The following is a 15,096-nucleotide window of genomic DNA, read 5'->3' as shown; positions in this document are numbered from 1 at the left end:
ATCCGCGTGTCCGGATCACGGATGACCGGCTCCGCTCGGAGTCGGAGACGATCGGCCCGAGCCGGTCTGCCGATGATCGGGCCAGACTCCCCGAGCCGATCCGCCGGCGAGCGATCCAAGTCGGTGAAGGCTTCAAGCCGGTGGTCGATCCAAGCCGGTGAACGCTCCGAAAGGCACGGTCAGGCGGAGAGAAGGACCTCCCGGGTCTGGTCACGCATGCCCCACGGCGAGCCGTAGGCGTTGAGCAGCTCCAGGAAGGGCACGGCGTCGAACGCCTCCGGCCCGAGCACTCCCGTGCCCGACCAGTCGCCGTTCGCCAGCAGCTCCAGTGCGACCACCGGGTGCACGGCCGTCTGCCAGACCACGGCCTGGCAACCGTACTCCCGCATCGACCACTCGTTGTCGACCACGTGGTACAGGTAGACCTCGAGCGGCTGCCCGTCCTTGCCGATGCCCTTCACCCAGGTGCCGGCGCAGGTCTTGCCGCTCATCCGGTCGCCCAGCGTGGCCGGATCGGGCAGGCTGGCCGCGACCATGTCGCGAGGTGAGGCCTCCACGCCGCCGACCTGGATCTTGCTCGCGCTGTCCAGGCCGAGCTTGTGCAGGGTCTTCAGGACGCCGATGAACTCCTCGCCGAGGCCGTACTTGAACGTCACCCGCTTGGCGTCGATGTAACGCGGAACGAGCAGCACCTCCTCGTGCTCGACGTTCACGCACTCGACGGGACCGATGCCCTCGGGAAAGTCGAAGATCTCCGGCTCGCTGAACGGCTCGGTGGTGTGCCAGTCACCGTTCTCCCAGATGACCGGCGGGTTGAGGCACTCCTCGATGGTCGTCCAGATGGAGAAGGTCGGCGCGAAGTCGTAGCCCTCGACCACCAGGTTCGACCCGTCGCGGATGCCGATCTCCTCGATGCTCTCGAAGAGGTGCTCGGAGGCGTACCGCGCGAACACGTCGGCCAGGCCCGGCTCCACCCCCATGCCCACGAGCGCCAGCTGCCCCCCGCCCCGCCAGGCCTCGGTCAGCTCGAACTGCTCGTCGCCCAGTTTCACACCGGTCAGCTCGTACGGCCTGCGGGGGTGGGGCCTCGACAACGACATCGCCATGTCGAGGTAGTGCGCCCCGGCGTTGAGCGCCGCCTGGAACAAGGGCATGGTGAAACGGGGGTCCACGGCGTTGAAGAGCACGTCGCAGCGGTGCTCGGCGAGGGCCGCCTCGACCGCGACCCGGTCGGAGGCGTCCAGCCCGATGGCGCTGAACCGCGGATCTCCGATCTTGGCCACCACGTCGGCGGCGCGGCCCTGTTTGGAGTCCGCCACCACGATGTGTTCGAAGAAATCTCGGCGCGCGGCGATCGGAACCACGGCCGAACCAACGCCGCCCGCTCCCACAAGAAGGATTCTCATGAGGGAAGACTACCCACTGACTGGTCGACCAGTCGATAGTCGGAGCATGATTTTGCCATGGAATCCATCGTCAAACGAGACGATCACTACGAAAATCGTTGTGTTTTCGCGTAAAGGCAGACCCGCCTCGGGGAAAGACGAAGCGCTCCGGGGTCGGGGGAACACCCGGAGCGCCCCTGACGGACCCTCACCCGGTGAGGGGGGCGGGTCCGCAGCTCGTCAAACGTGGGTCTGGAGACACCCGCTCATTTCACGAGGTTCTTCCAGCGTTCGGTCCAGTCGATGTAGTCAGTGCATTCCCCGCCCTGGCCACCGCAATCCTTCGTCGGGCGGACGGCAAAAAAGACGCGCCGGAGCCAGTCGTCGTCCTTGGCGTGGTAGATCTCGCACATGCGCTGGGCACGCCCGGTACAGGCCTCCGGATTGGCCGGTGCGAGCCCCGTCCAGGCGGCGGCCGCGCGCTGCGCGTCCGCCGAGCTCATCCAGTTGAGCCACTCGTAGGCGCAGTTCGGGCTGGTGGGCTTGGCCGTGAGCATCCACGAGTCGACCCATCCGGTCATCGGCGCCCTGGCCGGGGTCTTCACCGGACGGCCCGCGCGCCGGAAGAGATCCAGGTGGTACGGCAGCGCCTCGGCGAGCCGTATCGTCCCCGCCGAGAAGGGCCGGATCACATCCAGGGAGTCCTGCCAGTAGACCCGGTCGGGACCGTCATGCTCGGTGAGCAGGTTCACGGCGGCGTCGAGCTGGACGGGGGTGAGCTGGAACGGATTCTCGATCTCCAGGTCCGGCTGGGTTTTTTTGAGCACGAGTGCGGCGTCGGCGATGCTCAGCGGGGTGTCCCTGATCGCCACGGAGGGTGCGCCGTAGAGGGCTTCCGGCCCCTTCTGCCCGCCCCCCTCATAGATCATCTGGTTGACTCCCCAGAGATAGGGGATGCCGTAGACCTTGTGGTCCCGCTGCATGGCGGGCAGTTCACGCAACCGCTTGGGGATCTGTTTGTAGGGCTGGACCAGCGACGTGTCGATCGGCGCGACCTTGCCCTCCGCCACCAGTTGCCCGGCCAGGTCGGGAGAGGGCGAGACGACGTCGTAGGTGCCGCCGCGGAGCTTGGCGGCCATCTCCTCGCTCGTCCGGACCCGGTCGAGCTTCACGACCCGGCATCCGCTCTCCTTCTCGAAGGGCGTGACCCAATTGACCCGCGTGCTGGTCCCGCCGTACTCGACATGCCCCTGGAACGTCAGCACCTGAAGCGTGCCCTCGCTCTTGCCGATGGACGCCGAGGGAGTCGGGGTCGGAGTGGACGGGGTGACCCCAAGTGTGGCCGAGCCGGCTCCCGGCGTGGCAGTGGTCGTGGCCGAAGGGCTCCCCGGCGGCCGGACCACGCTCGCGGCTCCCGCCGAGGCGCAGGCGGCGAGCGCCAGGCCGCCCACCCCCAGCAGCGCTCCGAGACGTGTACGGCGGAGCCTGTCCCTGCCCACGAAGTCCCCTCACGACGTAGCCGCCAACCTGACCGGAGCTTACCGGCCGCCCCCGTTCGGGAGGGTCGCGAACGCATCCGACCCGGCCGCTTTCCGCGCCGGTGTCTCACGAGAGGGCTCTCTCGCGAGGCACCGGAGCCGCCGTGCCGGGAACCAGCCGTGGGCCAGTGGTCTGCTGCCGGCCGGGGACCCTCGGGGACCGCCCGCCGGCCAGGAATCCCTGGAAATCACCTGCCGGCCGGGCCCCTCGGGGGGACTACGTGTCGGTCGGAGGTCCCTGGAAATCATCTGCCGGCCGGGATCCTCGGGGGGACTACGTGTCGGTCGGAGGTCCCTGGAAATCATCTGCCGGCCGGGATCCTCGGGGGGACCACGTGTTGGTCGGAGGTCCCTGGGAACCGCCTGTCGATCGGGATCCTCGGGGCTACTTGTTGGTCGGGAACCCGAGGTTGACGCCGCCGTGGCTCGGGTCGAGCCAGCGGGACGTGACGACCTTGCCGCGGGTGTAGAAGTGCACGCCCTCGGTCCCGTGGACGTGGGTGTCGCCGAACAGCGAGGACTTCCAGCCGCCGAAGCTGTAGAAGGCCATCGGCACCGGGATCGGCACGTTGATGCCGATCATGCCGACCTCCACCTCGTTCTGGAAGCGCCGGGCGGCGCCACCGTCGTTGGTGAAGACGGCCGTGCCGTTGCCGAACTCTCCGCCGTTGATCAGCTCGACGCCCTCCTCGTAGGAGGAGACACGCACGATCGTCAGGACGGGGCCGAAGATCTCCTCCTGCTGGACCCGGGAACCGGCCGGCACATGGTCGAGGACCGTGGGGCCGAGCCAGAAGCCGGGGGTGTCCTCGGCGGCGGTCCCGCCGAGGACCGGGGTCCGGCGGCCGTCCACAACGAGCTTCGCGCCCTCGGCGACACCCACATCGAGGTAGGAGACGACCTTGTCGCGGTGGACCCGCGTGACGAGCGGGCCCATCTGGGAGGCGGGGTCGTCGCCGGGGCCGATGGTCAGCGCGGAGACGCGGGAGACGATCTTGTCGACCAGCTCGTCTCCGACCGGGTCAACGGCCAGCACGACGGAGATCGCCATGCAGCGCTCGCCGGCCGAGCCGAAGCCCGCCGACACCGCGGCGTCGGCGACGAGGTCGAGATCGGCGTCGGGGAGGACGAGCATGTGGTTCTTGGCGCCGCCGAGGGCCTGAACCCGCTTGCCGTGGGCGGTGCCGGTCTCGTAGACGTATCTGGCGATGGGCGTCGACCCGACGAAGGAGACGGCACGCACGTCCGGGTGCTCCAGCAGCCGGTCCACCGCCACCTTGTCACCCTGGACGACGCTGAAGATGCCGTCCGGCAGCCCGGCCTGCTTCCAGAGCGAGGCCATCAGCAGTGACGCCGAGGGGTCCTTCTCCGAGGGCTTGAGGATGAAGGCGTTGCCCGCGGCGATCGCGATCGGGTACATCCACATCGGCACCATGGCCGGGAAGTTGAACGGGGTGATCCCGGCGACGACGCCCAGCGGCTGCCGGATCGAGTAGGAGTCGACCCGGGTGGAGACGCCCTCGGAGAACCCGCCCTTGAGCAGGTGCGGGATGCCGCACGCGAACTCCACGACCTCCAGACCGCGAGCCACCTCGCCCAGCGCGTCGGAGTGGACCTTGCCGTGCTCCTCCGAGATGAGCCTGGCGAGCTCGTCGCGGTTGGCGTACATCAGCTCGCGGAAGCGGAACAGCACCTGCGACCGCTTGACCAGCGAGGAGTCCCGCCACGCCGGGTAGGCCGCCACGGCCGCGGCCACGGCCGTGTCGACCTCGGCCACCGACGCCAGGTGGACCTGCCCGCTGACCTCTCCGGTCGCGGGGTTGAAGATCTCGGAGGTACGGCCGGAACCCTCGACAGGGTTACCGGCGATCCAGTGGGTGACGTTCTTCACGACGAAACGACCTCAGCGTTGATGACTTCGAGCACGTTGACGATGATTGCGAGCCCCTCGGCGGCCTCCGCCTCCGTCAGGGTGAGCGGCGGGGCCATACGGAGCACGTTGCCATACAGGCCGCCCTTGCCGGCGAGCAGGCCGGCTTTTTTCGACTCCTCCATGAACCGGGCCGTGAGCGCGGTGGAGGGCTCGCCGGTCGCCGGGTCGACCAGCTCGACGGCGAACATCAGGCCCTTGCCACGGATGGCGCCGACGATCGGCAGGCGCGGCGCGGCCTCGCGAAGGCCGTCGATGATCAGGGCACCGGTCCTGGCCGCGTTCGCCTGCAGGTCGTGGTCGAGCACGTAGTCCAGGGTGGCGTTGGCGGCGGCCATGGAGATCGGGTTGCCGCCGAAGGTCGCCAGGCCGACCGCGGGCAGGCTGTCCATCAGGTCGCCGCGGGCGACGACGCCGCCGACCGCGAAGCCGTTGCCCAGGCCCTTGGCGAAGGTCATCATGTCCGGCGTGACGCCGTGGTTCTGGATGCCGAAGAACGCCGAGCCGGTACGGCCCCAGCCGGTCTGGACCTCGTCGGAGATGAACAGGATGCCCTCTTCGTCGAGGACCTCCTTGTAGGCGGCGAGCAGTCCGTCGGGGGCCATGGTGAACCCGCCCACGCCCTGGATCGGCTCGGCGATCAGCGCGGCCACGTCATTGGAGACGGCGGTGGCGAGCACGTGACGCAGGTCGTCGACGCAGGCCTTGATGTAGTCGGCGTCCGAGAGCCCCCTGAACTGGGTGAGATGCCGGTCGGCGCCGTGCAGGAAGTGCACGTTCAGCGGCGACAGCGAGTTGTTCTTCCAGCTGCGGTTGCTCGTGACGCTGATCGCGCCGAAGGAGCGGCCGTGGTAGCTCTGCCGCATGGCGAGCACCTGGTCGGACTTGCGCGCGTAGGTCGCCAGCAGCAGCGCGGTCTCGTTGGCCTCGGTGCCGGAGTTGGTGAAGAAGACCTTCGCGTCCTCGATGCCGGACAGCCTGGCGATCTTCTCGGCGAGCTCGATCTGACCGCGGAGCAGGTAGACCGTGGAGGTGTGCACGACGCCGGTGGCGAGCTGGCGCTCGACGGCCTCACGCACCTCGGGCACGTCATACCCGATCATGTTGGTCAGGATCCCCGCGAAGAAGTCGAGGTAGCTCTTACCCGCCGCGTCGACGACCCGGTTGCCCTTGCCTCCGACGATCTCGATGGGCTCGTCGTAGTAGATGGAGAGCCAGTTGGGCATTACCGCGCGATGGCGCGCAAGGAGATCCGACATACATCAATTATCGCGGTTTCGGGCTACTGCTCCTACCGTCATCCTGTCGGAAGATTGCCACCCAACCCGTCACACTGTCAGATCCTGTCTTTCACGTCACACCTGGGGATTCCCCGACGACGGATCAACCAGGCCATCCTCCCGGAATCGATCCCGTCCCGGCGAGATGAACGCCCCCGCAAGCCCCGCCGGACAAGGCCTGTACGGCTTGCGCCCTGCGACGGAGGGCGCAAGCCGTACAGGAGCTCGAGCGAAGCACCCCCCAGGTTCCTCGCCGAGCATCGGCGGTCATCCGACCTCGCCATCTTCATCGTCACTCATATTTCCTATTAAAACAACCTGAAATACATGAATAATTCGAGGCTTCGACGAGCCACCCCGGCCCCGGCGCCCCGTACGGTCATCCGCGTCAACGGCCGACCTGCTCGGCAGGTCGGCCGTTGACGGAGCGGACACGCAGGATCGACGACTTCGGGAGCCCTCAGCGCCCCGCTTCCACCAGGTCCGCGTCCGCACCGGCCCGAACCCGGGGAGCGGGCCGCAACACCACGAACGCCAGCAGGGCGGCCGCGAGGGTGAACCCGACGCCCACCCAGGAGCCGAACGACATGGCCGAGACAAACATGTCCCGGGCGGTCCTGATCAGTCCCGGATCCCCGAGCCGAATCGCGCCCGCGATCGACTCCCGCGCGACGGCCGGGGCCTCCGGAGGCATCGACGAGGTGTAGGTCGCGGCCAGCACGCTGCCGAGCACCGCGACGCTCAGCGCCATTCCGACCTGCTGGACGGTGTCGTTGAGCGCCGATCCCACACCGGCGTGCGCGGGCGGCACCGCTCCCATGAGCGTGGCGTAGGCTGCGGGGCCGGCCAGACCGCCGCCGATCCCCATGAGCATGAGAGCGGCGATCAGCATGCCGTACCCGGTCTCGCCGGTCATGAAGGCGAGCACGCCGAAGCCGAGCGCCATCACGCTCAACCCGATCGCGATCAGCACGCGGTTGCTGATCTTCTGCCCGAGACCGGCGCCGACCCCGTTGAACAGCGCGGCGGCCACGGCGTACGGCAGCAGCGCCAGACCGGCCTTCATGGGGTCGTACCCCAGCACGAACTGCAGATACTGGGTGAGCATCAGCAGCAGCGCGCCCGTGCCGAACGACATCAGCACGATCGAGAACGACGATCCGCTGAAGTTGCGGTCGCGGAACAGCTCCAGCGGGAGCATGGGGTGGGCCGACCGCAGCTCCCAGAGCACAAATCCCCCCAACGCCAGCACGGCCAGCGCCGCGGCGACCAGCGTCGCGGACGCGGTCAGGCCCGCGCCCGGCACGGAGATGACCACGAAGACCAGGGCACTCATGCCGACCGTGGACAGCAGCACGCCGAGCGGGTCGAGCCGCCGGGCCGGACCGCGAGACTCGGGCATCAGCAACGCCGCCGCGATGATCGCGACGACCGCGATGGGCACGTTGAGCAGGAAGATCGAGCCCCACCAGTAGTGATCGAGCAGGAAACCGCCCAGCGTGGGACCGGCGATCACGCCGACCATGGCCACGGCGCTCCACGCGGCGATCGCCTTGCGGCGCTCCTCATCGTCGAAGACGGTGATCAGGATCGACAGCGTGCTCGGCATGAGGATGGAGCCGCCGACGCCCATCAGCGCGCGGGCGGCGATCAGCTGCCAGGGCTCGGTGACCAGCAGGGCGATCAGCGAGGCACCGCCGAACAGTGTCAGGCCGATGATCAGGAAACGTTTCCGGCCGTAGCGGTCGGAGAGGCTGCCGGCGGTGAGCAGCAGGCCGGCGAAGACCAGGACGTAGGCGTCAATGATCCACTGGATGTCCGACGGGCTGGCCCCCAGGTCGGTCATCAGGGCGGGGATGGCCAGGTTCAGAACGGTGTTGTCCACCACGAGGACCAGCAGGCTCAGACAGAGCACTCCGAGGATCCACCAACGCCGGGGGTCACGTTCTACTCGCACAGTGTTCGATGTCACTCGCACAGCGTACGACAAGCTCGTACGTCGTGCGAGTGAATTTATACTGGAGCCGTGAAACAGCCCTTCAGCTCGGTCTGGACCCGCGAGCCCCGCACCAGCAAGAGTCCGACGCTCAGCAGGACACAGATCGTGCGCGCCGCCGTGGAACTGCTCGACGCCGAAGGGCTGAACGCGCTGAGCATGCGCCGCCTGGGCGCCAAACTCGGCTCGGGGGCCACCAGCATCTACTGGCACGTGGCCAACAAGGACGAGCTGCTCGAACTGGTCCTGGACGAGTTCTACGGCGAGTTCAAGCTTCTGGAGACCCAGGAGACGACCGACTGGCGGCACGCCGCGACCCTCTTCGCATACGGGATGCGGGAGGCACTCTTCCGGCACCCCTGGGCGATGCCCCTCGTCGGGACGATGCCCGCCGTCGGCCCCAACGCGATGCAGCTCATGAGCCGGCTGAGCGGCACCTTCGCGCGGGCCGGGTTCCAGGACTTCGAGCGCGACTACGCCGCCTCGACGCTGCTGTCCTACGTGGCAGGCATCACCGTGCCGGAGATCTCCCTGCTGAACGCGCTGGCCGGGTCGGGCATGACCATCGCCGAGTGGCACGAGACCACGCGGCCGACGGTGGAGAAGGCCGCGGCCGACTATCCCGAGCTGCGCGCCCGCTATGCCGCGATAGACATCAACACCTCCATAGCCCTCGGCTTCGAATTCGGCCTGAGCTGCATCCTCGACGGCCTTGAAGTGCGCCTGAACCGCCGTGCCCGGCCCGCGGCGGCGTCGCCGTTGCGATCGCCCGAGGCGTCCCGTGACGACGAGCACGTCAGCGCGGAGTGACTCTTCCTGCGAGGGCTGCCGCGATCGACCGGACCACCTCTCCGGCGCCGCCCGGTCTGCCGGACGGGCTCGCTTTCGTACCAACTTCCTGCCAGTCGTGACGTCACGCCTTGCGGCCCAGCGTCATGCGATGCTCCGCCGACCTGCGGCGACACAGTCCAATGTAAACAATATGTAAATCAAGTGCAGTTCATACTTACAATCTGATCAGATATTCTCGGGGTGTGCTCCCTACAATCGCCGATGTTCTCGCGCTGGACAGCGTCCGCCGAGGCAACCCCCGAGTCGTCGCGGGAGCCGATCGGCTGGGGACCCCGGTGCGCTGGGTCCACGTGGGCGAGGTGACCGACATCGCGCACCTGCTGCGCGGGGGTGAGCTGGTGCTCACCACGGGCATCGCCCTTCCGGACGACCCCGGCAAACTTGCCGAATACATCGCCGAGTTATCCGCTGTGGGCGTGTCCGGACTGATCGTGGAGATGGGCCGCAAATTCATCGGAGAGTTACCCCACTCCGTGGTCAGGTCCGCCGAGGAGCACGGCCTGCCTCTGATCACGCTGGCCCGTGAGACACCGTTCGTGCAGATCACCGAGTCGGTGCACGCCCGGATCATCGACATCCAGCTGGAGGAGCTGCGCGCCTCCGAGCACCTCCACGAGGTCTTCACCGAACTGTCGGTCGAGGGCGCGTCCCCCGCCGAGGTGCTCAGTCAGGTCGCCCGGCTGTCCGGGCGGCCGGTCCTGCTGGAGAACCTCGCCCACCAGGTCCTGGCCTGCGAGACCGCCGGACGTGACACCGGCAACCTGCTCGCCAGCTGGGAGACCCGCTCCCGCGCCGTGGCACCCGACCTGCGCACCGCCTACGACGCGACCTCCGGCTGGCTGGTCACCATGGTCGGCGCACGAGGACAGGACTGGGGCCGGCTGATCCTGCTCTGCGACGCCGAGCCCGGCCCCCGCGACATCGTGCTCGCCGAACGCGCGGCGACCACCCTTGCCCTGGGCCGCCTGTTGGAGCGCCACCAGGAGTCACTCGAACGCCAGGCCCACGGCACGATCATCACCGGTATCCTGACGCACGCCTACGCCGACCCGGAAGAGGCCGCGGCCCGTGCCCGCGCGGTCGGCGTGCCACTCACCGGCCGCAAATTGATCAGCGTGGTGCTCCGCCTGGCCGAGGCGTCGGAGAGCCTGCTGGACGGCCAGGAGCAGCTCGCCAAGCTCGGCGAGCTGGCCGAGGCCGCCGCCGCGGCCTGCCGCGAGGCCCGCCTTCCGGCCCTGATCGGCGCTCTGGACCAGAACCGCGTCGGCGTCCTGCTCCCCCTGCCTCCACGCACGTTCGCCGAGCCCACCCTGACCGCGCTCGCCGATCACCTGCGCAAGACCTTCACCGCTCCCTTCGTCCTCGCCGCGGGTTCGGTGGTCGAGTCGATCCGCGACGTACGGCGAAGCTTCCTGGAGGCCGAGCAGGTCGCCGACGTAGCCGTCAGGCAGCCCGACGGCCGGGCCTTCTACCGCCTGCCCGACCTTCGCCTGCGCGGCCTGCTTCATCTGTTACGCGACGACGCCCGCCTGCAGACCTTCGCCGAACGTGAGCTCGGCCCCCTGCTGGCCCACGACGCCCAGCGCGGCGGCGATCTCACCCGGATCCTGCGCATCTACCTGGACGCCGGCCGCAACAAGGCCGTCTCCGCCCAGAAAGCCCACCTGTCGCGGCCCGCCTTCTACGACCGGCTCCGCAGGCTGGAACGTATCCTCGACACCGACCTGGACGATGTCGAGTCCTGCCTCTCCCTCCACGTCGCCCTCCTGGCGCTGGAATCCTTCCGGAGAGACAACCCCCGCTGAAAGGCCCTCATGCCCGAGATTCTCGTCCCCGAGACCGCCGACCTGGCTCGCATGGTCACCGCCGCCGGGGCGTTCGCCGTCCCGACCGGCGACGTGCGGTTGTCACCCGACGAGCTGGACCCCGCCCAGATTCTCGCGGGCTCACCGCGCGTCTCCTCGATCGAACTGTGGTCCTCACCGGACGGCACGCAGAGCCGGGGCATCTGGGAGATCACCCCGGGAACGGTGACCGATGTGGAACGCGACGAGATCTTCGTGGTCCTGTCCGGCCGTGCCACCGTGGAGGTCGAGGGAGGCGCGACCATCGAGCTCGTCCCGGGTTCGGTCTGTCTGCTCGCCGACGGCGCCAAAACCATCTGGATCGTCCACGAGACTCTCCGCAAGGTGTATCACTCCACGGCCTGAACGGGCTGGGCAGGAACTGCGGTGCGGGCCGTACGGAATCTGGATTCCGTACGGCCCGCACCTGCGACTACCTGGGTGATTTCCTGCGCGTGTCATTCGCGCCTGACTAACCGTGTCTGTCGGATGCCGGGTCCATGTGAACGGTGTCACCTGCACAGATGTGAAGATCCCAGCGGCGCGGACGCGCCAGGATCACACCGAAGATGAAACCGAGGACCATGCTTGCGATGATCACGATGAGAATGCTCAGCCCCATGACGGCTGCCTCTCGGAAAGATGTGCCGCTTGATGTGAAGGGACGCGGCCTACTGCACCGTAACGCCGCGCTCTCGCCCTCGCAGCGAAACGGCGGGGACTAACCCCTATTGACCAGGACGGATAGCCCGGCTGGGTCCGTCATGGATCACGCGGGTTCCACTTTTTTCGTATGATCTTGCATGGGGAACAACACTTTCTTGGGTCGTTTCGCGTGTTTCGCTCCCCTTGGCACGTAGATCTCGACACGATAGTGCACCGAAGTCAGGTCACTTACGGGAGAGATATACATGTCGCGACGCATCGTCATCGGATTTACAGTCATGGCGCTCGCCGCCACAGCGATTCCAGCCGAAGCCGACCAGGCGAGTTTACGGTTTCCCTCATCGGCGTTCCCGCTCGGCACGGGCATGGTTCCTGTCAAAAAGCAACGCAGCGTGGTTCCGGGAATTGACCTTTTCAACGTTGTACACGGCAAATCCACCCAGGGGTGGACGGTGTCGGTGATGATGCCCAACGGACACGATGCCGGCGGCCTTGCCACCGCGCAGGCGCAGGCCGCGGCCGTGGAAGCCGCGGGATTCGCCCCCGGCATTGTGCAGGTTGTGCAGCCCGCCGCCGCGGACGCCCCGGCCGTGGAGCGGTACATGGTCCGGCTCGGACTGTGGACGCTCAAGCAACGGGCCAAGGCCGACAAGATGGTGAAGGATCTCAAGGAGTACGGCATCAAGGCCAAGGCCGACTACCTCGGTGACGACGGCACGGAGACCACAGGCCCCTGGGACATGCGCGTCCTCATGGTGGACCCGAAGGTCTTCAAGGGATCCTTCAGGACCAGCGTCGGCAAGAGCGTGGCGGCACGCGAAACCGTCAGCTCCATGTCCAAGCTCACCCACGCCATCGCCGGAGTCAACGGCGGTTTCTTCAACATCCACACGGCCAAGGCACTTCAGGGTGACCCGATGGGCGTGTCCGTGGTGGGCGGCAGGCTTCTCAGCGAGGCGGTGCCCGGCCGTACCGGTCTGGTCATCACCGAGGGACGCAAGGCCCGGATCACCGAGCTGAAGACCGCGGTCACCGCGATCTCCTCCGACGGGACGAAAACCCCGATCCAGGGCATCAACCGGGCCGCGGGCCCTGACGAACTCGTCCTCTACACCGAGGAGTTCGGCGCCAAGACGTTGGCCGACGGGGGTATCGAGGTCGTGGTCAACGCCGCCCAGGGCAAGGTCGTCAACGTCCGCCAGGCCGGCGGCGTCGTCGCACGCGGCAACTACGTGCTGCACGGCACGGGCCTCATGGCCCTCTGGCTCCAGGAGCACGCCCTGGAGACCTGGACGATGAAGGTGGACAACAAGGTCATCGACCTGCGGACGCAGAAGGCCGTGCCACTCGCTCCCGACACGTACGTGATGGGGGGCGGGGTCGGGCTGGTCAGGAACGGCCGGGTACGGATCACCGCGCTGGCCGACGGGCAGGCCTCGCTCAACATGATGCTCCGCCGCCACCCGCGCACGATGGTGGGCATCACCAAGTCCGGTGGGTTGATCCTGGCCACGGTCGACGGCCGCAACCCGGGTGTCACCGTGGGCGCCTCAATGGTGGAGGCGGCCCAGTTGATGCGCTGGCTGGGTGCTAAGCAGGCCATCAACTTCGACGGCGGCGGTTCGAGCGCGATGGTCATCGGGAACAAGGCTGTCAACCGGCCATCCGACGGCGCCGAGCGGACCGTGGGCGACGGTCTGTTCATCACCACTCCCTGACCGTTCCCGCCGGCCTCGGCTGAATTTCAGCCGACCCCCTGCGATTCCACTCCACGAGTCCTGGCTCGGGTGGGCCGGGACTCGTTCCTGTTCAGCCTGGTCAGGCTCGTAGCGGGCGGAAGAACTCGCGGATCTCGGTGACCAGCTCTTCCGGCCGCTCCAATGCCGCGAAATGGCCGCCCCGGTCGAACTCGGTGAACCGAATCAGGCGGTAGCAGCGCCGCACCCACTCCTCGGGCGGCGTGAAGTTGTCCTTGGAGAAAGAGGCGAAGCCGGTCGGCGTATCGACGTAACCGGGCACGAACCTGCCAAGCATGCCCTCGGTGTGCATGGTCTCGTAGTACAGGCGGGTGGAGGTGGCGATGGAGTTGGTCAGCCAGTAGAGGGTGATGTGGGTGAGCAACTCGTCCTTGCTGAACACCGACTCGACGTCGCCGCCGCAGTCGCTCCACGCCCGGAACTTCTCCACGATCCACGCGGCCAGCCCGGCGGGAGAGTCGGACAGTCCCGCAGCGAGCGTGGACGGCCGGGTGCCCTGGATTTGGGCGTACCCGCCCTCCTCGGAGAAAAACTGCTCGGCCTTGGCCACGAACGCCTCTTCGGCGGGCGTGAGCGGGGCCGAGTTCTCGTCCAGCACCGGCGTTGCCCCGATCAGGTTCAGGTGGATGCCGGCTACGGTGTCGCCGTGGTCGCGGCCGAGGCGGCTGGTGATCTGCGCGCCCCAGTCACCGCCCTGCGCCCCGTAGCGCGAATAGCCGAGCACCTCGGTCATGAGCTGGTTGAACAGGGTCGCCATGGCCGTCGGCGTCATCCCGGGCACGCCGGGATGCGGGGAGAAGCCGTAGCCGGGCAGGCTCGGCGCGACCAGGTCGAACGCATCGGCTGGGTCCCCACCGTACGCTGCCGGGTCGGTCAACGGCCCGATGATCTTTTGCACCTCCCAGAACGAGCCCGGCCAGCCGTGCGAGAACAGCAGCGGGAACGGGCTCGGCCCCACTCCCCTGGCGTGCACGAAGTGCACGGTGTTGCCGTTGACCTCGGCGAGGAACTGGGGGAGCGCGTTGAGCCGCTCCTCAGCCGCGCCCCAGTCGAACTCGGTGCGCCAGTACTCCAGCAGCTCGGCGAGGTAGCCGGGTGGCGTGCCGTGCGTCCAGTCCTGTCCTGACAGTGCCGGCGCGAACCGCGTTCTGGCCAGCCGCTCCCGTAGGTCGGTGAGCTGTTCGGGACTGGTCTCGCTGCGGAACGGATGTATCTTCGCCATGTGATCCTCTCCCTGGACGCCGAAATGCCTCGTGTTCGGCATGCCAGCGCGCCGGCGTGCGCGCGGTCCATGGGTCGCGGCCGATGCTGCGCTGGGCAGATGCCCCCGGGCGTTTCTTCGGGGACACATCCAGGTTTACGCCGACTGCGCGAAGTTACCCAGACCCCCGCTCCGCCTACGTCCCGTGTGACTACCACCAGCAAGGACAGGCTGACGAGCCCAATCGGGAACGCCCCGACGCAATACAAAACGAAAAAGGGGGCCGTGCCCCGCGGTGCGGGCCCCTCCCCGGACACACAAAAAAAGGGGGGTTCGCACCGCATGGTGTGAACCCCCTTTTCGTGCATGCGGGTGGGTGAACGCAGAAAAGGCCACCCCTGACGGGGTGGCCTTCTCCGAAAAGATTGTCCGGCGGTGACCTACTCTCCCACACCGTCCCCGGTGCAGTACCATCGGCGCTGAAGAGCTTAACTTCCGGGTTCGGAATGTAACCGGGTGTTTCCCCTTCGCCATAACCGCCGTAACCCTATTAAACAATCAACCACACACGGCGCGAACGCCAGCGGTGTTTGCTGTTTCAGAATCACATAGTGGACGCGGGCAACACAATCTCTTTGACGGGCCAC

Annotated in this window: 11 protein-coding genes and 1 rRNA gene; 4 read left to right on the top strand and 8 right to left on the bottom strand. The window is 67.6% G+C overall.

Going from position 1 to position 15,096, the window contains the following annotated elements; all coding sequences use genetic code 11:
* Positions 1–179: 179 nt before the first annotated feature.
* The 5 genes from CHC08_RS14545 to CHC08_RS14525 all read right to left on the bottom strand — a co-directional run bounded on the left by CHC08_RS14545 (position 180) and on the right by CHC08_RS14525 (position 8,105).
* The gene (locus CHC08_RS14545) at positions 180–1,406 is read right to left on the bottom strand and encodes a saccharopine dehydrogenase family protein (protein WP_089207806.1); all 1,227 of its coding nucleotides are present in this window, start codon (positions 1,404–1,406) and stop codon (positions 180–182) included.
* Positions 1,407–1,651: 245 nt separating this feature from the next.
* Positions 1,652–2,884, bottom strand: a complete 1,233-nt coding sequence (locus tag CHC08_RS14540) for an extracellular solute-binding protein (protein WP_143653220.1) — start codon at positions 2,882–2,884, stop codon at positions 1,652–1,654.
* Positions 2,885–3,308: 424 nt separating this feature from the next.
* Positions 3,309–4,814, bottom strand: a complete 1,506-nt coding sequence (locus CHC08_RS14535; RefSeq protein WP_089207804.1) for a CoA-acylating methylmalonate-semialdehyde dehydrogenase — start codon at positions 4,812–4,814, stop codon at positions 3,309–3,311.
* Positions 4,811–6,112 (bottom strand): aspartate aminotransferase family protein, encoded by a 1,302-nt coding sequence (locus CHC08_RS14530; RefSeq protein ID WP_089207803.1) that lies wholly within the window; start codon positions 6,110–6,112, stop codon positions 4,811–4,813. The genes CHC08_RS14535 and CHC08_RS14530 overlap by 4 nt, the downstream gene beginning before the upstream one ends.
* A 481-nt stretch (positions 6,113–6,593) precedes the next feature.
* Entirely contained in the window at positions 6,594–8,105 is a 1,512-nt protein-coding gene (locus CHC08_RS14525; RefSeq protein ID WP_089207802.1) for an MFS transporter, read from the bottom strand.
* Between the two features lie 54 nt (positions 8,106–8,159).
* Between CHC08_RS14525 and CHC08_RS14520 the strand changes: the two genes are divergently transcribed.
* From CHC08_RS14520 to CHC08_RS14510, 3 genes are all read left to right on the top strand, one after another.
* A complete protein-coding gene (locus CHC08_RS14520; protein ID WP_089207801.1) occupies positions 8,160–8,939 on the top strand; it encodes a TetR/AcrR family transcriptional regulator in 780 nt (259 codons plus the stop codon).
* A 224-nt stretch (positions 8,940–9,163) separates the two neighbouring features.
* Positions 9,164–10,786, top strand: a complete 1,623-nt coding sequence (locus CHC08_RS14515; RefSeq protein ID WP_089207800.1) for a PucR family transcriptional regulator — start codon at positions 9,164–9,166, stop codon at positions 10,784–10,786.
* A gap of 9 nt (positions 10,787–10,795) precedes the next feature.
* A complete protein-coding gene (locus CHC08_RS14510; RefSeq protein WP_089207799.1) occupies positions 10,796–11,191 on the top strand; it encodes a cupin domain-containing protein in 396 nt (131 codons plus the stop codon).
* A gap of 403 nt (positions 11,192–11,594) precedes the next feature.
* On the opposite strand, the gene CHC08_RS51495 is transcribed toward CHC08_RS14510, so the two are convergent.
* A complete protein-coding gene (locus tag CHC08_RS51495) occupies positions 11,595–11,963 on the bottom strand; it encodes a hypothetical protein (RefSeq protein ID WP_245878319.1) in 369 nt (122 codons plus the stop codon).
* Between CHC08_RS51495 and CHC08_RS14505 the strand changes: the two genes are divergently transcribed.
* Positions 11,953–13,209, top strand: coding sequence for a phosphodiester glycosidase family protein (locus CHC08_RS14505; RefSeq protein WP_245878318.1), 1,257 nt, complete (start codon positions 11,953–11,955; stop codon positions 13,207–13,209). The genes CHC08_RS51495 and CHC08_RS14505 overlap by 11 nt on opposite strands.
* A gap of 100 nt (positions 13,210–13,309) precedes the next feature.
* Here CHC08_RS14505 and CHC08_RS14500 read toward each other — a convergent pair whose 3' ends face one another.
* A complete protein-coding gene (locus CHC08_RS14500) occupies positions 13,310–14,470 on the bottom strand; it encodes an epoxide hydrolase family protein (protein ID WP_089207797.1) in 1,161 nt (386 codons plus the stop codon).
* Between the two features lie 406 nt (positions 14,471–14,876).
* Positions 14,877–14,993 (bottom strand): 5S ribosomal RNA (gene rrf / locus CHC08_RS14495).
* Positions 14,994–15,096: the final 103 nt, after the last annotated feature.

Origin of the sequence: Streptosporangium subroseum, from assembly GCF_900188345.1 — a bacterium.
Classification (GTDB): domain Bacteria; phylum Actinomycetota; class Actinomycetes; order Streptosporangiales; family Streptosporangiaceae; genus Streptosporangium; species Streptosporangium subroseum.
Note: the sequence above shows the minus strand (reverse complement) of the source record. Positions and strands in the feature narration are given on the sequence as shown.